This is a genomic window from Parafrankia sp. EUN1f, assembly GCF_000177675.1.
Taxonomy (GTDB): Bacteria; Actinomycetota; Actinomycetes; order Frankiales; family Frankiaceae; genus Parafrankia.
In genome coordinates, this window is record NZ_ADGX01000005.1 from 64,314 (window position 1) to 80,956 (window position 16,643).

Annotated in this window: 14 protein-coding genes; 10 read left to right on the forward strand and 4 right to left on the reverse strand. The window is 70.7% G+C overall.

Annotated features, from left to right (window positions below):
* Window positions 1-22: 22 nt before the first annotated feature.
* On the reverse strand, window positions 23-544 hold the full coding sequence (locus tag FREUN1FDRAFT_RS02375; RefSeq protein WP_006538336.1) for a helix-turn-helix domain-containing protein: 522 nt from the start codon (window positions 542-544) through the stop codon (window positions 23-25).
* A 54-nt stretch (window positions 545-598) separates the two neighbouring features.
* Between FREUN1FDRAFT_RS02375 and FREUN1FDRAFT_RS02380 the strand changes: the two genes are divergently transcribed.
* The 7 genes from FREUN1FDRAFT_RS02380 to FREUN1FDRAFT_RS02410 all read left to right on the forward strand — a co-directional run bounded on the left by FREUN1FDRAFT_RS02380 (window position 599) and on the right by FREUN1FDRAFT_RS02410 (window position 10,927).
* Window positions 599-2,020: an MFS transporter gene (locus FREUN1FDRAFT_RS02380; protein ID WP_006538337.1), complete on the forward strand. Its 1,422-nt coding sequence runs from the start codon at window positions 599-601 to the stop codon at window positions 2,018-2,020.
* Between the two features lie 153 nt (window positions 2,021-2,173).
* Window positions 2,174-3,898 (forward strand): amidohydrolase family protein, encoded by a 1,725-nt coding sequence (locus tag FREUN1FDRAFT_RS02385; RefSeq protein WP_006538338.1) that lies wholly within the window; start codon window positions 2,174-2,176, stop codon window positions 3,896-3,898.
* 17 nt (window positions 3,899-3,915) lie between these two features.
* Window positions 3,916-5,142: an amidohydrolase family protein gene (locus FREUN1FDRAFT_RS02390; protein WP_006538339.1), complete on the forward strand. Its 1,227-nt coding sequence runs from the start codon at window positions 3,916-3,918 to the stop codon at window positions 5,140-5,142.
* A 44-nt stretch (window positions 5,143-5,186) separates the two neighbouring features.
* Window positions 5,187-5,618, forward strand: a complete 432-nt coding sequence (locus FREUN1FDRAFT_RS02395; protein ID WP_006538340.1) for a GNAT family N-acetyltransferase — start codon at window positions 5,187-5,189, stop codon at window positions 5,616-5,618.
* Window positions 5,619-5,950: 332 nt separating this feature from the next.
* Complete coding sequence (locus tag FREUN1FDRAFT_RS02400; protein ID WP_006538341.1) at window positions 5,951-7,261, forward strand: ABC transporter substrate-binding protein; 1,311 nt, start codon at window positions 5,951-5,953, stop codon at window positions 7,259-7,261.
* Between the two features lie 37 nt (window positions 7,262-7,298).
* Window positions 7,299-10,208, forward strand: a complete 2,910-nt coding sequence (locus tag FREUN1FDRAFT_RS02405; protein ID WP_006538342.1) for a branched-chain amino acid ABC transporter permease/ATP-binding protein — start codon at window positions 7,299-7,301, stop codon at window positions 10,206-10,208.
* Window positions 10,209-10,213: 5 nt separating this feature from the next.
* Entirely contained in the window at window positions 10,214-10,927 is a 714-nt protein-coding gene (locus FREUN1FDRAFT_RS02410) for an ABC transporter ATP-binding protein (protein ID WP_006538343.1), read from the forward strand.
* Between the two features lie 89 nt (window positions 10,928-11,016).
* Here FREUN1FDRAFT_RS02410 and FREUN1FDRAFT_RS02415 read toward each other — a convergent pair whose 3' ends face one another.
* Complete coding sequence (locus FREUN1FDRAFT_RS02415; RefSeq protein WP_006538344.1) at window positions 11,017-11,505, reverse strand: SRPBCC family protein; 489 nt, start codon at window positions 11,503-11,505, stop codon at window positions 11,017-11,019.
* Window positions 11,506-11,663: 158 nt separating this feature from the next.
* Window positions 11,664-12,266 (reverse strand): TetR/AcrR family transcriptional regulator, encoded by a 603-nt coding sequence (locus FREUN1FDRAFT_RS39405; protein WP_006538345.1) that lies wholly within the window; start codon window positions 12,264-12,266, stop codon window positions 11,664-11,666.
* Between the two features lie 240 nt (window positions 12,267-12,506).
* Here FREUN1FDRAFT_RS39405 and FREUN1FDRAFT_RS02425 point away from each other — a divergent pair, with 240 nt between their 5' ends.
* Window positions 12,507-13,331 (forward strand): hotdog domain-containing protein, encoded by an 825-nt coding sequence (locus tag FREUN1FDRAFT_RS02425; protein WP_006538346.1) that lies wholly within the window; start codon window positions 12,507-12,509, stop codon window positions 13,329-13,331.
* A gap of 72 nt (window positions 13,332-13,403) precedes the next feature.
* On the opposite strand, the gene FREUN1FDRAFT_RS02430 is transcribed toward FREUN1FDRAFT_RS02425, so the two are convergent.
* Window positions 13,404-14,543, reverse strand: a complete 1,140-nt coding sequence (locus tag FREUN1FDRAFT_RS02430; RefSeq protein WP_232295009.1) for a CapA family protein — start codon at window positions 14,541-14,543, stop codon at window positions 13,404-13,406.
* 573 nt (window positions 14,544-15,116) lie between these two features.
* Between FREUN1FDRAFT_RS02430 and FREUN1FDRAFT_RS02435 the strand changes: the two genes are divergently transcribed.
* On the forward strand, window positions 15,117-15,872 hold the full coding sequence (locus FREUN1FDRAFT_RS02435; RefSeq protein WP_006538348.1) for an NPP1 family protein: 756 nt from the start codon (window positions 15,117-15,119) through the stop codon (window positions 15,870-15,872).
* Window positions 15,873-15,914: 42 nt separating this feature from the next.
* Window positions 15,915-16,565 carry a nucleoside triphosphate pyrophosphatase gene (locus tag FREUN1FDRAFT_RS02440; protein WP_232295010.1) on the forward strand — a complete coding sequence of 217 codons (651 nt, stop codon included), beginning with the start codon at window positions 15,915-15,917 and terminating at the stop codon, window positions 16,563-16,565.
* The last annotated feature ends 78 nt before the right edge of the window (window positions 16,566-16,643 follow it).

Sequence of the window (16,643 nt, forward strand, 5' to 3'; positions counted from 1 at the left end):
CGACGCGACCTGGCTCCTGATCTTATCGGTCGGTGACCTGGCTCGCCGCCGTTTCGGTACCGGTCGTGCCGTGGCGGGTCGAGGCGATGATGCCGTCGTGGTCGCCGGGGCCGGCGACCGCCCGTAGGTCGCGCGGGCCGACCGGCTCCCCGCACTGTGAGCAGGTCAGGGCGGTGTGCATGATCTCCCCGCAGCCGGTGTGCCGCAACTGCAGCGGCGGGCCGTCGGGTGCCGCGTACCGGTCGCCCCACTCCCGCATGGCGGTCAGGACGGGCCACAGCGCGCGGCCCTTGTCGGTCAGTCGGTAGTCGTACCGCACCGGATGGTCCTGGTAGGGCACCCGGGTCAACACCCCTGCCTCGACGAGCCCCGCGAGGCGCTGGTTGAGCACGTTGCGGGAGATCCCGAGCCGCCGCTGGATCTCGTCGAAGCGGGTCACGCCGAGGAAGGCGTCCCGGACGATCAGCATCGTCCACCACTCGCCGATGACCTCGAGGCACTGTGCGACGGAGCAGTGCATGTCGGCGAAGCTCTTGCGCTCCATGTCCTCACGCTAGTGGGTTGCTTGATAGAACTGCAAACCCCTACGGTGAGTCCTATGACAGAACTGATGGTGGGGCGGCGGCGCGACGCGTCGTCGGGCCGGATCGCGGTGGCGTCCGGGCGTGAGGTCCTGCTGATCGTGTGTGCCGGCGTGATCCTGGTGAACCTCGACCTGTTCGTGGTCAATGTGGCCCTGCCGCAGATCGCCCGCGACCTCGGCGAACGTGACCTCGGCACGCTGTCCTGGGTGCTGAACGGGTACGCCGTGGTCTACGCGGCGCTGCTGGTCTTCTTCGGCCGCCTCGCCGACCGGTACCGGCGCGACCTCGGCTTCCTGCTCGGTGTCGCGGTGTTCACGGTGGCCTCCGCCGCGTGCGCCGCGGCCACCAGCGTCGCGATGCTGGTCGGTTTCCGGCTGCTGCAGGCCGCCGGCGCCGCGCTGGTCACCCCGACCTCGCTCGGCCTGGTGCTCGCGACCCATTCCGCCGAGCGCCGCCAGGGTGCGGTGCGGGCCTGGACCGCCCTCGGCGGCATGGCGGCGGCGGTCGGCCCGGTGGTCGGTGGCCTGCTCGTCACCGCCAGCTGGCGTTGGACTTTCCTGGTGAACATCCCGGTCGGCGTCGCGGCCCTCGCGGTCGGCTATCGCAGGCTGCCGCACCTGGCCGGCCAGCCGACGGAACGCCCCGACGCGCTCGGCGTGCTGCTGGCGACCGGGGGAGTGGGGCTGCTGACCGCCGGGCTCGTGCGCGGCGGTGACTGGGGCTGGTCGTCGCCGCCTCTGCTCGCCACCCTGCTCGGCGGCGCGGTGCTGGTGGCGCTGTTCGCGGCGCACTGCGCGGCGAGTCGGAACCCGCTGGTCGCGCCGGCGCTGTTCACGAACCGCGCCTTCACCGGCGCATCCGCGGTGGCGGTCCTGTTCTCGGCGTCCTTCGCCGGGATGCTGCTGTCGATCGTGCTCTGGGTGCAGGGGTACTGGGGCTGGTCGGCGCTGCGCGCGGGCCTGGCGATCGCCCCGGGGCCGCTGATGGTCCCGCTGGTGTCCTTCGGCGTCGCCGGTGCCCTGATCGCGCGGTACGGGCCGGCGGTCGTCATGGCTGTCGGCAGTGCTGTGTTCGGCGCAGGGCTGGCCTGGTGGGCGCTGGCGATCACCATCGAGCCGAACTACGTCTCCGGCATGCTCGGCGGCATGATCCTCACCGGGGTCGGTGTCGGCCTGACGCTGCCGACCCTGATGGCCGCCGCGGCCGCGTCGCTGCCGCCGCAGGCGTTCGCGACCGGGTCCGCCGTCGTCAACATGATCCGCCAGATCGGCTTCGTGCTGGGAGTGGCCGTCGTCATCGCCGTGATCGGTGGGTCGTCGGCGGACGCGGGCGTGCCGCTGGGGGTCTTCCGGAACGCGTGGTGGGTGACCGCCGGGCTCGCGTTCGCCGGCATCCTTCCCACGGTCCTACTGGCGCGCGTTCGTCCGCGACCATAGCGCCACCATCCGCGCCAGTATTGACACTGCTGAGTGCCACATACGACACTCCTCGATGCCCATTGTGTCGGGTGTCACGGAAGGTGGCAGCGGGTTGGTGTTGCCTCCGGCTCGGCCCCGGGCGAGATCGCATCCGAGGGAGGCGCTGAGGCAATGTCCTTATACGATCTTGTGATCAAGGGTGGGACCGTCGTCGACGGCCTGCAGACCCCGCGTTACAGGGCAGATGTCGCCATCAGGGGCGGCCAGGTCGTGCAGATCGGCCGGGTGAGCGCGTCGGACGGCGCCGAGGTCGTCGACGCGTCCGGCAAGGTCGTGGCGCCCGGCTTCGTCGACCTGCACACCCACTACGACAGCCAGGTCTTCTGGGACCCGTGGTGCACGATGTCCGGCTGGCACGGCGTGACGAGCGTCGTGATCGGCAACTGCGGCTTCGGGTTCGCGCCCTGCAAGCCGGCCGACCGCGAGCGGGCGATGCTGAGCCTGTCGCGCAACGAGGCCGTCCCGATGGAGACGATGCGGGTCGGGATGCCGTGGGACTGGGAGACCTTCCCCGAGTTCCTCGACAGCATCGACCGCACGCCCAAGGGCGTGAACGTGATGTCGTTCGTGCCGCTGTCCCCGCTCTACGGCTACGTCGTCGGTCTGGACGAGGCCAAGTCCCGGACGGTGACCGACGAGGAGCTGGCCCGCATGTGCGCGCTGCTCGTCCAGGCGATGGAGGCCGGCGCCTGCGGGCTGAGCGCCCAGATCCTCGGCGAGGTCGGCAACGTCCAGCTCGACTACGACGGCACCCCGATGGTCACCGACCTGATGAGCGAGCGGGAGGTGCGCGCGTTCTGCCAGGCGCTGGGCTCGCTGGGCCGCGGCGTCGCCCAGGTCACCTCCCCGCTGGAGACGGCGGCCTTCATGGCCCGCGAGAGCGGCCGGCCGATCATCTGGAACGCGCTGCTCGCCGACGGCGCCCTCAACCAGCACGGCGGCCAGCTGATCACACACCGGGACGCGCTCAAGCGTCTCGCCGAGCTCAACGAGGACGAGGGCGTGCGCGTCTTCGCGCAGGCCCTGACCACCAACTTCGCCTCCGAGTTCACGTTCGAGGAGTACAACCTCGCCGACGCGATCCCCTGCTGGAAGGAGGCACTGCTCGGCACGGTCGAGGAGAAGCGGGTCAAGCTGGCCGACCCGGCCCGGCGGGCGGCGATGAAGGAGGTCCACGAGCAGCGGGGCGGACTGTTCGGCGCCGGCTACCCGCTCGACGACATCAAGGTGCACTGGATCTCCAGCGACGTCACCCGCGCCCGCCACCTCAAGGACACGTACGAGGGCTACACCGTCGGCGAGATCGCCGCCCGGGAGGGCAAGCACCCGATCGACGCCATGCTCGACGTCGCCGTCGCCGGTGAGCTGCGGGTCGGGTTCGCGACGCCGCTGCTGGAGACGCCGCCCGAGTCCATGCGGGAGATCGCCAACGCGCCCGTCGCGCTGCCCGGCGTCAGTGACGGCGGCGCGCACACGAAGTTCGTCACCACCGCGCGCTACCCCAGCGAGCTGCTCGGCCTGTGGGTGCGCGAGCACGGGATCATGTCGCTGGAGCAGGCGCACTGGCGGCTGTCCGCCTACCCGGCCGCCGCCGCCGGGCTGAAGGGCCGCGGCTTCCTCGCCGAGGGGGCGCCGGCGGACGTGATCGTCTACGACCCGCAGACCGTGGACAGCCTGCCCGCCGAGCGGGTGTGGGACTACCCGGCCGGCGAATGGCGTCTCATCCAGAAGGCCGTCGGCTACGACCGGATCATCGTCAACGGAAAGACGACGTTCGTCGACGGTGAATGCACCCAGGAAACGCCGGGCCGGCTGCTTCGCCACGGCACGGACTGACGGCGGGGGAGAGAGTCATGTCAGCAGGAACCGACTTATCGGGTATCGACACGGTTTTCGACACCGACAACCACTACTGGGAGTCGAGCGACGCCTTCACCCGCCACCGCGACCCGAAGTTCGCCGACCGTGGCCTACGTGTGGTCGAGGTCGACGGCACCCCACGCTATTTTCTCGGTGATCGCGCGCACCCCATCCTGCCAGGCCCGGGAGACGCGCATCCGCGACCGCGCCCGGGCGCGTTGTTCGACTATTTCAGCGGGCGGTCGGACAAGGGCTCGGTCGGCCACGAGCTTTCCTGCGAGGTGCCCGCCGAGCATCCGGAGTGGTTCGACCGTGACGCCAGGCTGGCCTGCATGGACGCCCAGGGCGTCGAGGCGGTCTGGATGTTCCCGTCCCACGCCGTGTGCATCGAGGGACCGATGCAGCCGGACATCGAGGGTGCGCTGGAGGTGTTGCGAGCCTTCAACCGCTGGGTCGACGACGACTGGGGCTTCGCGTACCAGAACCGGATCTTCGGCGCGCCCTTCCTGTCGCTGTCCGATCCGGATGGCGCCGTCGCCGAGCTGGAATGGGCACTGGAACGCGGCGCGCGGGTGGTCAGCATTCGCAACGGGCCGGCCTTCACCCCGGACGGCACGATCTCGCCGGCGGATCCCGTCTTCGATCCGTTCTGGGCCCGGGTGCAGGAGGCGGGCATTGTCATCGCGCCGCACCTCGGCTATGACGAGGGCTATCGCGAGGTGGAGATGGCCGTCGCGCGGGCCTGGGGCTACCGGGCCGCCGAGCGAACCGGGGACACCAACGCGCTCACCGTGAGCGAGCCGTTCGTGCAGATGCTGATGAAGCACCGCCTCGTGCACGACTTCGCCGCGGCCCTGGTCACCCATGGGCTTTTCGAGCGCCATCCCGGGCTGCGCTTCGCCTTCATCGAAAGCGGCGGAACCTGGGTGGGTCCGCTCCTGCACGGGCTGGAACTGCTCGCCGCGCAGCACCCGGGAATGTTCCGCACCTCACCGGTCGACCAGTTCATCGAGCACTGCTGGGTCGCTCCGTTCGTGGAGGACCGGGTCGAGGATCTGGCCGCCCACCTGCCGGTCGAGCGGATCCTGTTCGGTTCGGACTGGCCGCATGCCGAGGGCCTGCGCGAGCCCAGGGACTTCCTCGCCGGACTGGCCGGGTTCTCTCCGCGGGCGCAGCGGCGAATCATGGTGGACAACGCCCGCGAGCTCACCCTGCCCTGAGCTTTCGTGGGTGGGGCCGAGCAGGCTCGGGGAGGGTGGGAGCGGTGAGGATCGCACCGGCGGACGACGCCATGTTCCGTGAACGCGACGCCTGGCGTTACGACCCGCCCTACGACTTCTACGACAGCGACGGGCTGCCCGTGAAGAACCCGGAGCTGTTCCTCGCCGTGCGCGACGAGTGGGGAGGCCTCGTCGGCTTCTACTTCTTCGAACCGTGCGGCGACGCGTTGTTCTACGGACTCGGCCTGCGGCCGGACCTCACCGGTCGCGGGCTTGGTGAGCGTTTCGTGCGTGCCGGGCTGGCGTTCGCTCACTCCATCCACGGCCGGCGCTCCGTCGTGCTCGACGTCGCGGCTTTCAACGAACGCGCCGTCCGGGTGTACCGGCGGGTCGGATTCACCGAGACGGGTCGGCATACCGAGACCTTCGACGGCTACGGGCCCGTCGAGTTCATCGACATGGAGATGCCTGGCTGAACACCGCTGGTGCGGGCTGTTCCGGGCAGGGCTGTGCCGGGCGGGCCGGGGTGACCCGCCCGAGGTCCGTCGCATCTCTGGATTGCTCATGGGCAAAAAGTCAATATCGAACTCGATATTGACTTTGATGAAACCCGCTGTCACGATCGGTCTCCCAGGCGGCGGGGACGACGTTCGATGTCGCTGACCTGGACCTTCTGGAGATCCGAGGCCGGCCACGCGGCTGTGTCGACGCCTGTGTCGATGCGTGGGCCGGGCGCATCCCGACATCCGACCGACCCTGCGCATCCCGACCGACCCTGCGCATCCCGACCGACAGTGGAGTGTCGACCATGCAGCGAACCCAGCACTCGTCCGAACCGAGCCCGCGTCGGCGGCGCCGAAGCCGTGCGGTCCACGCGCGGGGGGCCGTCGCGGCCCTGTCGGCCCTGACGCTGCTGCTGGTCGCCGGCTGCGGCGGCGGCGACAGCGACAAGCCCGCCGCTGCCGACGCCGCCGGCAGCGGCACCGCGGCCGCGGGCTTACTCGGGCCGGTGGATCCGGCCTCCGGCGCACCGGTGCGCATCGGGCTCATCTCCGACGGCAAGGGCCCCGTCTCCGACCTGTCGATCGAAGGCGCCGTCGCCAACGCGACCGTGAAGTACCTCAACGAGCACCGCGGCGGGCTCGCCGGCCGGCCGATCGAGCTCGTCGAGTGCGACGCCCTGGCCGACCCGGCCAAGGGCACCGACTGCGCGAACCGGATGGTCGAGGAGGACGTCGCGGCCGTGTTGGTCGGCTCCTCGTCCGTCGCCGAGGCCATCTGGGAGCCCCTGCACGAGGCCCACATGCCGGTGATGCTCGCCTACGCGGCCGGAGCACCGCTCAAGGACACCGAGTCGACGTTCGCGCTGACCGACACGTCCTACACGATCAACGCGCTCGTACAGCTGGCGAAGAGCCAGGGCGTGAAGAAGGTGACGATCGTCGCCATCGACGTGCCGTCCACGATGGTCGTCCTGCGCGCGTCCGCACCGAAGTTCAATGCCGTGGGCATCGAGTTGGAGTCCGTTCCGGTCCCGCCGGGAACCGCCGACATGACACCTCAGATGCAGGGCGTGGCCGACGGCAAGCCCGGGCTCGTGCAGATCGTCGGGAACGACGCATTCTGCATCGCGGCGATGAACGGCCTGCGTGCGGTCGCCTACGACGGAGCCATCACCCCGATCTCCAACTGCATGTCCGACAAGACCCGTAAGGCCGTGCCGGGCGACTTCCTCGAGGGCGCGGTCGTCCCGGCGATGGCGCCGATCGGTGCCGACAACCCGTCCACAAAGCTGTACAACACGGTCGCGACGACCTACGGCAAGGGCATCGACACCGGACGCATCGCCGGGATGAACATGTTCATGGAGGTCGCCGCGTTCGAGGCCGCGGCCGACGGCGTCACCGGGGACATCACCGGCGAGTCGATCATCAAGGCGATCCGGGCGATGCCGGAGACGGAGCTGCCCGCCGGCGGCGGCCTGAAGTTCCGGTGCAACAGCAAGGCCTTCCCGTCGCTGCCCGCGGTGTGCGTGCGCGGCTGGTTGACCACGACGCTGGACGGCTCGGGCAACGCCACCGAGTACAAGCCCGTCAACGCCACGCCGATCGAGAGCTGAGCCGACCCGCGCCCAGGACGCCGATCAGGAGATCGCCATGGAACACGTCGGTTCACTGCTGCTCGGGCTCGGTAACGGAGGGGTGTACGCGGCGCTCGCGCTGGCGCTGGTCCTCACCTACCGCAGTTCGGGGGTCATCAACTTCGCGACCGGGGCGGTGGCCTCCTACGTCGCCTACTCGTACGCCGCCCTGCGGGACGGACAGCTGCTGGTGCTGCTGCCCGGCCTGCCGACGTACGCCGAACTCGGCGGGCCGCTGGGGCTGGCCCCGGCGCTGGTGATCGCGCTGCTCATCGGCGGGTTGCTGGGCGCGGTGCTCTACCTGCTGGTGTTCCGGCCGCTGAGGGAGGCGCCGCCGCTGGCCCGGGCGGTGGCCTCGCTCGGCGTCCTGGTGGTCCTCCAGTCGCTGCTGGCGATCCGGGTCGGCACCGCGCCGGTGTCGGTGGGCAACATCTTCCCGTCCGAGCGGTGGGAGATCGGGTCGCTGCTGGTCCTGTCCGACCGGCTGTACCTCGCGGTGACGGTGGTGGCGCTCGCCCTCGTCCTCGCGGCCGGCTTCCGTTTCACCCGGTTCGGCCTGCTGACCAGGGCCGCCGCCGAGTCGCAGACCGGTGCGTTCGTCAGCGGGGTCAAGCCTGACCAGCTGGCACTGTACAACTGGATGATCAGCGGCGTGGTCGCCGGAGCCGCCGGGATCCTGATCGCACCGCTGAGCCCGCTGGCGCCGAGCACCTACACCCTGTTCGTCGTGCCGGCGCTGGCGGCGGCCGTCGTCGGCGGCTTCCAGCACCTGCTGCCCACGGTGGCCGCCGGGCTGGCGGTGGGGATGCTGCAGTCCGAGGCGACCAGTCTGGCCGGCGACCACTCCTGGCTGCCGAGGACCGGTTCCTCGGAGCTGGTGCCACTGATCGTGATCATGGTGGCGCTGCTGGCCACCGGCCGGGCGATGCCGATCCGCGGCGGGCTCGTCCGCCAGTCGCTCGGCCGGGCACCGCGGCCACGCTCGCTGACCATGCCCACCGTGGTCGGCACCGCGATCGCGGTGGTCGCGCTGCTGGCGACCGACGGCACCTGGCGTGCCGCGGTGATCGGCACCTTCATCGCCGCGATCATCGGCCTGTCACTGGTCGTGGTGACCGGCTACGCCGGGCAGGTCTCCCTCGCCCAGCTGGCGCTCGCCGGCGCCGCCGCGTTCACGCTGTCCGGCCTGACCCAGAGCTGGCATGTGCCGTTCCCGTTCGCGCCGCTGCTCGCGGCCCTGTTCGCGGCGGGGCTCGGCGTCGTCATCGGGCTGCCGGCGCTGCGGCTGCGCGGGCTGACCCTGGGCATCGTCACGCTCGCACTGGCCTACGCGATGGAGGCCGTCTGGTTCCGCAACACCGACATCGTCGACGCCGAGGGCGCCCGGGTCACCCAGCCGTCGCTGTTCGGCCTCGACCTCGGGATCGGCAGCGGGAAGGCCTTCCCACGGATCGAGTTCGGCCTGCTGTGCCTGGCCGTGCTGGTAGCGGTCTGCTGGGGCGTGGCCCGGCTGCGGATGAGCGCGCTCGGCTCGGCCATGCTCGCCGTGCGCGCCAACGAGCGCTCCGCGGCGGGAATCGGTGTGAACGTGGTGCGGATCAAGGTGATCAGCTTCGCGCTTGCCTCCTTCATCGCGGGTCTCGGCGGCGCGCTGCTGGCCTACCGCCGCGGCGTCGTCACCTACGACTCGTTCACCGCGATCGGCGGCCTGACCCTGCTGGCCACCGCCTACCTGGCCGGTGTCACATCGGTCTACGGCGGGATCACCGCGGGCATCACCGCCGGGACGGGCATCGTCTTCATCGCGTTCGACCGCTGGGTGCACGTCGGTGACTGGTTCTCCGTGCTGTCCGGGCTGGCCGTGATCGCCGTTCTCATCGGTCACCCCGAGGGTGTCGCCAGCGGCGGCCACGACCTCGCCGACCGTCTCGCCGAACGCCGCGCCCGGCGCCGCCCGGACGGCAGCCCGCCGACGGCGCAGACGCCGGGGACGCCGGGGACGCCGGCTGTGTCCGTGACATCCCCGGCGTCCGAGGAGACCACGTCGACGACCATCGCGGAGCCGGAGACAGTGGTTCGCCGGGACACGCGGCCGCTGCTCGTCGACGGCCTGACCGTCCGCTATGGCGGGATGACGGCGGTGTCGGACGTCTCGATGCGCGTCGAACCGGGGAAGATCGTCGGACTGATCGGCCCCAACGGCGCGGGCAAGACCAGCGTCATCGACGCCATCACCGGCTTCACCCGGGCCACCGGAACAGTCCGCCTGGGTGAGGCGCGCCTCGACACCGAGCCGACCCACCGCAGGATCCATCAGGGACTCGGACGCACCTTCCAGTCCCTGGAGCTCCACGACGACCTGACCGTCGCCGAGAACGTCAGCGCAGCCCTGTACGGCGTCCGCGGTGAACGGCGTCATCGCGCCCTGGCGGACGCGCTCGCCCTGGTCGGCCTCACGGACCGGGCGCAGCGCCCGGCCGGCGAGCTCAGCCACGGTGAACGACAGCTCGTGTCGATCGCCCGGGCCTGCGCGGCGCAGCCCGAGGTCCTGCTGCTCGACGAGCCGGCCGCCGGCCTTGACACGACCGAGTCGGCCTGGCTCGGCGCGAAGGTCCGCTCCATCGCCCGGACCGGTGTCGGCGTGCTCCTCGTCGACCACGACGTCGCCCTGGTGCTCGGCGTCTGCGACCACATCTACGTGCTCGACTTCGGGAAGGTCATCGCCGAGGGCGACCCGGCGGCGATCCGCGCCGACCGGGCCGTCGCCGACGCCTACCTCGGCACCGTCCACGACTCGGACGCACCGGACGCACCGGACACATCCGTCGCGTCGACCACGGCCGGGCCGGCAGCGGCAGACGGGGCAGACGGATCGGGCGGGCCTGCCGGGCCGGCGGAGGCCGAGGCCGCGGCGGTGGGGCGGTGACCACGATGCTCAGCTGTTCCGGGCTTGCCGGTGGCCGCGGCGCGACCACCGTGTTCCGCGACATCGACCTCACCGTGGACGCGGGCTCCGTGCTCGCCCTGCTCGGGCCGAACGGTGCCGGCAAGACGACGCTGCTGCTGACCCTGGCCGGCCTGCTGCCGGTCAAGGGCGGCACGGTCAGCCTCGACGGCAGGCCGCTGCGCGGTGGGCGGCCGAACGTCGCCAACGCGGCCGGTGTCGTGCTCGTCCCGGACAATCGATGCCTGTTCAACACGCTCACCGCCGAGGAGAACCTCCGCGTCGCAGCCCGCCGCGGCGGGCCCGAACCGAGGGCGATGCTGGAGATCTTCCCGGACCTCGAGAAACGCTGGAGCATCCCGGCGGGGGCACTTTCCGGCGGCGAGCAGCAGATGCTGGCGCTGGCGCGGGCGCTGATCCAGCAGCCGAAGGTCCTGCTCGTGGACGAGCTCAGCATGGGCCTGGCGCCGCTGGTCGTCGCGGCCCTGTTCCGGACCGTCCGGCGGATCGCCGACGAGCACGGCTGCGCGGTGCTGCTCGTCGAGCAGCACGTCGACCTCGCGCTCGGCGTCGCGACCCGGGCGGCCGTCCTGCGCCGGGGCGATGTCGTGCTCAGCGGCCCGGCGGCCGAGCTGGCCGGGGACTCGGGGCGCCTCGAACAGGCCTACTTCGGGGCCCCCGAGCCGGAGCCCAGCCGGTGAGCGGGCCGGGCTGCCGGGGCGTTGCCAGGCTGAGCTGGCGATGAGTGTGCTGAGCTGACGACGCGTGTGGAGAGCCGTCCTGGTGCGGGTCAGCCCGCGGACTGCGGGGGGCTCTCCACCGTGCGCGCCAGAATGCCCAGGGTCGCGCGCAGCGCCGCCTCCGGAATGACCGGGAAGACGCCGGCTCCCCGGTAGGCGTCGTCGATCTGGCTCCAGTCGTAGTAGGAGGTCACCGCCGTCCCGATCTCGCTGGGCGCGAGCCGGTAGCCGTAGAGGTGGCGCAGCGGCGGGTCGATCAGCCCGCTGATCGTCCATTCGATCAGGGCGTCCCGTTCGAACCGGGTGATCGTCACCGTGACGTCGTACTTCCCGAGCGGATAGTCGTTGAGGGATTCCCGGTCCATGTGGACGACGAAGTGGTCGCCGACGCCCGCCACCGGGTCGCCGTCCGCCGACTGCAGCATGCCCGAGCTGTCGATCGCGACATGCCCCCGCGGATCGCACAGCACGGAGAAGACCTGCGCGGGTGATGCGGCGATCTGGCGCGTCACCTCGAAACGTTCCGTTTCCTCGCTCATTTTTTCTCCTCGTCAGTCCTGGTCGATGCACAGCGGCCGGGCACGGCCCGCCACCACGGATATACCGGGAATCCCGGCCACGCGCCGAACCGGTGTCTGGTTACCTGTCACCTGCCGTCTGATCGGGCGGTGAGCTGGCGTCAGGCGGTGAGCTGGCGTCAGGAGGTGAGCTGGCGGAGCGTGGTGAGGATGGCCTCGTAGGCCAGCGCGCTCGCGGTCTGCCAGTCCCGCCGGGCGTCGGTGACGACAGCAGCCGTGAAATGCGAGCTGAGATGGGCGCTGACGGTCGTGACCAGCTTCGCGGGCGGATCCTGGTCGTCGCCGCCGCTCGCCTGCCAGAGCGTCTGGGTGATCTCGCTGATCCGTGTGTGCCACTGGTGGAGCAGGTCGGCCTGCACGGCCGCGAGGTCCGGCGGCAGTTCGGACCGCGACGCCAGCTCCCAGTAGCCGGGGCCGATCGAGTCGTTCATCCGGTGGGCCGCATCACAGGTCGCTCGCAGCCAGTGCTCGGTGCCCCCCTCGTATGCGGGCAGCTCCCGCAGGTAGGCGTCCATCGCCGTGCGGAAGCCGCTGGCGATGAGCTTCTCGCGTGTGCCGAAGAGGCGGAACAGGGTGCGGCGGCTGACGCCGGAGGCCTCGGCCAGCTGGTCCATCGTCGCGTCGAGACTGTTCTCGATGACGAAGCGCCGGGCAGCCGTGAGCACATGGTCAAGCGCGGCCTGCCGCTTGGCCTCGGCGAGCGGCCGTTCAGTCACGGTCATTCACCCACGCTAGCTCCCGACACTTATCGGTGCCATTGCTGGCACTGATGAATGTCAAGATTTGTTGCGCCGTTTGGTCGTGTTGCCGGGCCGCGTGGGCGCCGTCTCGCGGTCGGTCCCGCCCGCGGGGCCCGGTCGCCCACCGAAGGGTCGCTTGCGGGTGAGCAGTGGCGGGTGCGACGGTGGGCGGAGCAGGCAACTGTCGATCGGTCGCCTTTCACGGCCTGCGGGGGAATCGCCATGACATCGACTGCGCCCGCGGGGCCCGCTGACCCGGCGCCCGACGAGGCCGCCACCGGCACGGACGCGCAGCCGCGGCGCCACATCGTCGCAGAGCTCGGCATGCAGACGTCCGGTGAGGGAACGACGCGGCGCGGGCAGGCGGAGGTCAGGCCCGAGGTGTGCCTGCCGGGAACCTCGCTGCTGCGGACGTCCGTGCTCGCGACCTGGGCGGACGTCCTGGCCGGAGCGGTGGCCGCTCAGGCGAGGTTCCCACGCATCTCGGTCACGCTGGAGCTGGAGGTGCAGGTCCGCCGCACGCCGCGGGTCGGTGACCGGGTGGAGGCCGTGGCCACCGCGGTCAAGATCGGCCAGACCGTGACGGTGTGCGAGACCCGCTTCTTCGACGGCCGCACCGGGGAGCTGGCGGCGCTGTCGTACGCGTCGTTCGTCGTCTCGCCGAACCCGGCGCACGTATTCCCGGCCGGATTCCCGAAACTGAGCTCGGCCAGCACCGTGCTGACCGAGCCGCTCGCCGACCGTGTCGGCCGCACGGTCACCAAGCCCGGTGAGATCGAGATGCCGCGCCGGCTGGACGGGCTGAACTCCTCGGGCGCGATCCAGGGTGGCCTGGTGGCCTTCGCCGCCGAGGAGGCGGTGCTGTCGCTGCTCGACAAGCCGGCGGAACTGCTCTCCCTGAACGTCCGCTACCTGCGCCCGATCGCCACCGGGCCGGCGCGCGCCACCGCCCATCTCCACGGCGGTTTCGCCGACGTGGAGATCACCGACGCCGGGACGGGCAAGCTCACCACCCTCGTGACCGCCCGGCTCCCGACCCTGGACTGACCCACCCCGGACTGGCCCACCCCGGACCGACCCGGCAACGCTGTTCGGCTCGCGGGCTCGAGCCCGTCGGGTTCATGGCCGGAGTTCCGGTGGCGATGTCCGCAGCCGCAGTTCGAGCCGGTCGATCAGGGGGTCTCGCGGTGGCCCCGCGAACCGGGTGCCGAAGCCGCCGCTGATCCGCTCGAGGAGCGCACGAAGCCAGACGGTATCCGCGGACTCCGCGCGCTCCAGGCGCATTCGCCGCGCACGCAGGGGAACGATCCGCAGCCCGGCCAGGCCCGCGTCGCCCGCGTCGACGTCGAAGGAGACGAAATAGGCCAGCCGCAGGTCGTCCCGGTACTGCTCGTAACCCGTGATGCCCTCGTAGTCGTTGACGAAGTCGCCACAGCCGTAGAGGACGAGCCTGTCCCGGTACACCTCGACCGGACGCGGATGGTGCGACGAGTGCCCGTGCACGATGTCCACACCGCCGTCGATCAGCCGGTGCGCAAAGCCGATCTGCTCGTCACTCACACCGTAGCCCCAGTTGGATCCCCAGTGGACGGAGGCGACCACGAGGTCGGCGGGGTGTCTCACCCGCCGGACGCGGGCGGTGACCTCGGCCGCGGCGGCCTCCGAGAAATCGGGGACGACGTCGACACCGGGCCGGGCCGCCGTCGCGGCCCACGTCGCCGGAACGCCGCTGGAAGGCGTGCCGAAGGAGAAGACCACCACCCGCTGGCCCGCGCCGATCCCCACCGCGGCAGGGCGGTGTGCCTCGTCGAGACGGGCTCCGGCTCCCGCCGCTGTCAGCCCGGTCGCGGACAGCGCGTCGAGGGTCTCGACGAGTCCCGCCCGCCCGAAGTCGAGCACATGGTTGTTCGCCAGTGCGCACACGTCAGGCCGGGCAGCGGCCAGGCAGGGCAGGTTCGCCGGGTTCATTCGATAGTGGACCAGTTTGCTCGGGTCCGCGTCGTCGCACCGAGTGATGCTCGTTTCGAGGTTCACCACCCGCACGTCGGGCCGGACCTCGTCGAACACGGACAGCGCCTCGCCCCAGGGCCAGGCGAAGCCGACCGGACGGGTGACCGGGCCGTTCGCCGCCTCCGCCATTCCCACATAGGCGCGGGCATCACGGACCAACGGTTCCGAAAGGCGCGGGTCTCCGGGATGCGGCAGGATCTGGTCCACGCCGCGGCCGAGCATCACGTCGCCGCACAGAAACAACGTCACCCGCCGTCGTCGGCGGGTCTGCCGTGAAGACACGACCAACACCTCACCCGGCCACGTCGTCCGTGACCTTTCGACCGAAAGTATTCCAGTTTTCGGATCAAGGCGCGAAATGCGATACCGGCCCACCTTCTCCCGCCATTTCCGACCGGTCCGGCTGGGAAGGGAACTGCCCGTCCCCTCACGGTAGCCGCGCCGGGCCACCTGCGCCTGCCCGTGGCCGGCCGGATGATCCCCGGATGCGGTGACGCATCGTGGCGGCCGGCCAGGTGGCTGCCCGACCGTGGCCTGGGCCGCGAGCATGCTTCCGCCAACTCATCGGTAATCTTCTGTACGCGATTCGTTTCCGTGTTCTTCGGCTGGTGTCGGTGGCCTGGCCGTGAATCCGGTGCCGTGCGCGCCCGGAAAGCGGATCGAGGCTCTCCGGTACAGCTCCGACCTGCGGCCTTCCAATATTCTCCCGCGCTTCATCATGGCGAAATGTTTTGCGTCTCCGGCGGCTGATGGTTGATCAGAGAATGGTGGCGCATGCCTACCCGACCGCCTGACCCGTGCCGCGGTCGACCAGGAGGAGAAGTGTCGAGAAAGAGAAGGCGGCTGAGGATCACGTTTGTCCTCGGCTGCGCCGCCGCACTGGTGGGCTTCCTCGGTGGTGTCGCGCTGGCGGCCCCGCCGGCGGCGCTGCCTGCCAATGCCGATTCCTTCGAGCAGACCTTCCAGCCGGCCTACGACTACGACACCGACGGCTGCTACCCCACCCCCGCGATCGGCCCGACCGGAGTGCTCAACGGCGGGCTCAACCCGTCGGGCGCGCTCAACGGGCAGTGCCACGACGCGAGTGACCTCGACAACACCAACGGCTATTCGCGGTACAAGTGCAACAACGGCTGGTGCGCGATCATCTACGGGCTCTACTTCGAGAAGGACCAGGCCACCGTCGGGGGCCACCGGCACGACTGGGAACACGTCGTCGTCTGGGTGCAGAACAACCAGGCGCTGTATGTCTCCACCTCGGCACACGGCAACTTCAACATCTACCCGAGCAGCCAGATCCGCTGGGACGGGACACACCCGAAGATCGTCTACCACAAGGACGGTCTGAGCACGCACTGCTTCCGCCCCGCGAACTCGGGCGACGAGCCGCCGGAGAACGCCTACCACACCTGGCAGTACCCGGACCTGGTCGGCTGGAACGGCTACCCGGCCGGAATCCGTGACACCCTGTCCGGGGCCAACTGGGGCAGCGCGGTGTTCGGCCTGAAGGACGGCAACTTCAACAACCACCTCGCGTTGGCGAAGCCGGCAGGAATAGCCTTCGACCCCAACGCCTGACCGTTTCGCGGCCCGAGGCGGGCTGCCGGTAGCGTGGGCGCCGTGGCTGCCTACCGGATCATCCTCGCCTCGGGTTCGCCGCGCCGTCGCGAGATCATGACGAGGATGGGGCTCGCCTTCACCGTGGTCACCAGCGGTGTGGACGAGACGGTCGAGAGCTACGACGATCCGCCGGACTTCGCCCTGCAGCTCGCGCGCCGCAAGGCACTGGCGGTCGCGGCTACGGAGGCTGCCGCAGGCGCGGAGGCTGCCGCGGGTACGGAGGCGGGCTTCGCGCGGGACGCGCTGGTCATCGGCTGCGACACGATCGTCGAGCTCGACGGGAACATCCTCGGCAAGCCGACGGACGAGCAGGACGCCACGCGGATGCTACGAGCCCTGCGCGGCCGCACGCACCGGGTCATCACGGCCGTGGTGGTGGTGCACGGTGAGTCCGGCACCGACCTGGGCCGGAGCACGACCACCGCGGTGACCATGCGCGACTTCGGCGACGACGAGCTTGCTGCCTACGTCGCCTCCGGCGAGCCGTTCGACAAGGCGGGCAGCTACGCGATCCAGGGCGCCGGCGGTGCGTTGGTGGCGCACTACGACGGTGCCTACGACAACGTCGTCGGCCTCCCCGCGGACGTCGTCGCCGCACTGCTGCGCGACGCCACCGCCGCCGCCTCGTCAAACGGGCGCTCGGCCGGCTGAAGGTGGGCACCTGCGGCACCTTCTGAAGCGGCAGGCCGTGGAACCGTCCGGCCGACTCTCCACGGCTCCCCCGGAGAG

Bases quoted from the DNA above. Each gene is read 5' to 3' on its own strand.
- FREUN1FDRAFT_RS02380 (WP_006538337.1), top strand. From the start codon at position 599: ATGACAGAACTGATGGTGGGGCGGCGGCGCGACGCGTCGTCGGGCCGG.
- FREUN1FDRAFT_RS02400 (WP_006538341.1), top strand. From the start codon at position 5,951: ATGCAGCGAACCCAGCACTCGTCCGAACCGAGCCCGCGTCGGCGGCGC.
- FREUN1FDRAFT_RS02410 (WP_006538343.1), top strand. From the start codon at position 10,214: ATGCTCAGCTGTTCCGGGCTTGCCGGTGGCCGCGGCGCGACCACCGTG.
- FREUN1FDRAFT_RS02415 (WP_006538344.1), bottom strand. From the start codon at position 11,505: ATGAGCGAGGAAACGGAACGTTTCGAGGTGACGCGCCAGATCGCCGCA.
- FREUN1FDRAFT_RS02425 (WP_006538346.1), top strand. From the start codon at position 12,507: ATGACATCGACTGCGCCCGCGGGGCCCGCTGACCCGGCGCCCGACGAG.
- FREUN1FDRAFT_RS02375 (WP_006538336.1), bottom strand. From the start codon at position 544: ATGGAGCGCAAGAGCTTCGCCGACATGCACTGCTCCGTCGCACAGTGC.
- FREUN1FDRAFT_RS39405 (WP_006538345.1), bottom strand. From the start codon at position 12,266: ATGACCGTGACTGAACGGCCGCTCGCCGAGGCCAAGCGGCAGGCCGCG.
- FREUN1FDRAFT_RS02385 (WP_006538338.1), top strand. From the start codon at position 2,174: ATGTCCTTATACGATCTTGTGATCAAGGGTGGGACCGTCGTCGACGGC.
- FREUN1FDRAFT_RS02405 (WP_006538342.1), top strand. From the start codon at position 7,299: ATGGAACACGTCGGTTCACTGCTGCTCGGGCTCGGTAACGGAGGGGTG.
- FREUN1FDRAFT_RS02390 (WP_006538339.1), top strand. From the start codon at position 3,916: ATGTCAGCAGGAACCGACTTATCGGGTATCGACACGGTTTTCGACACC.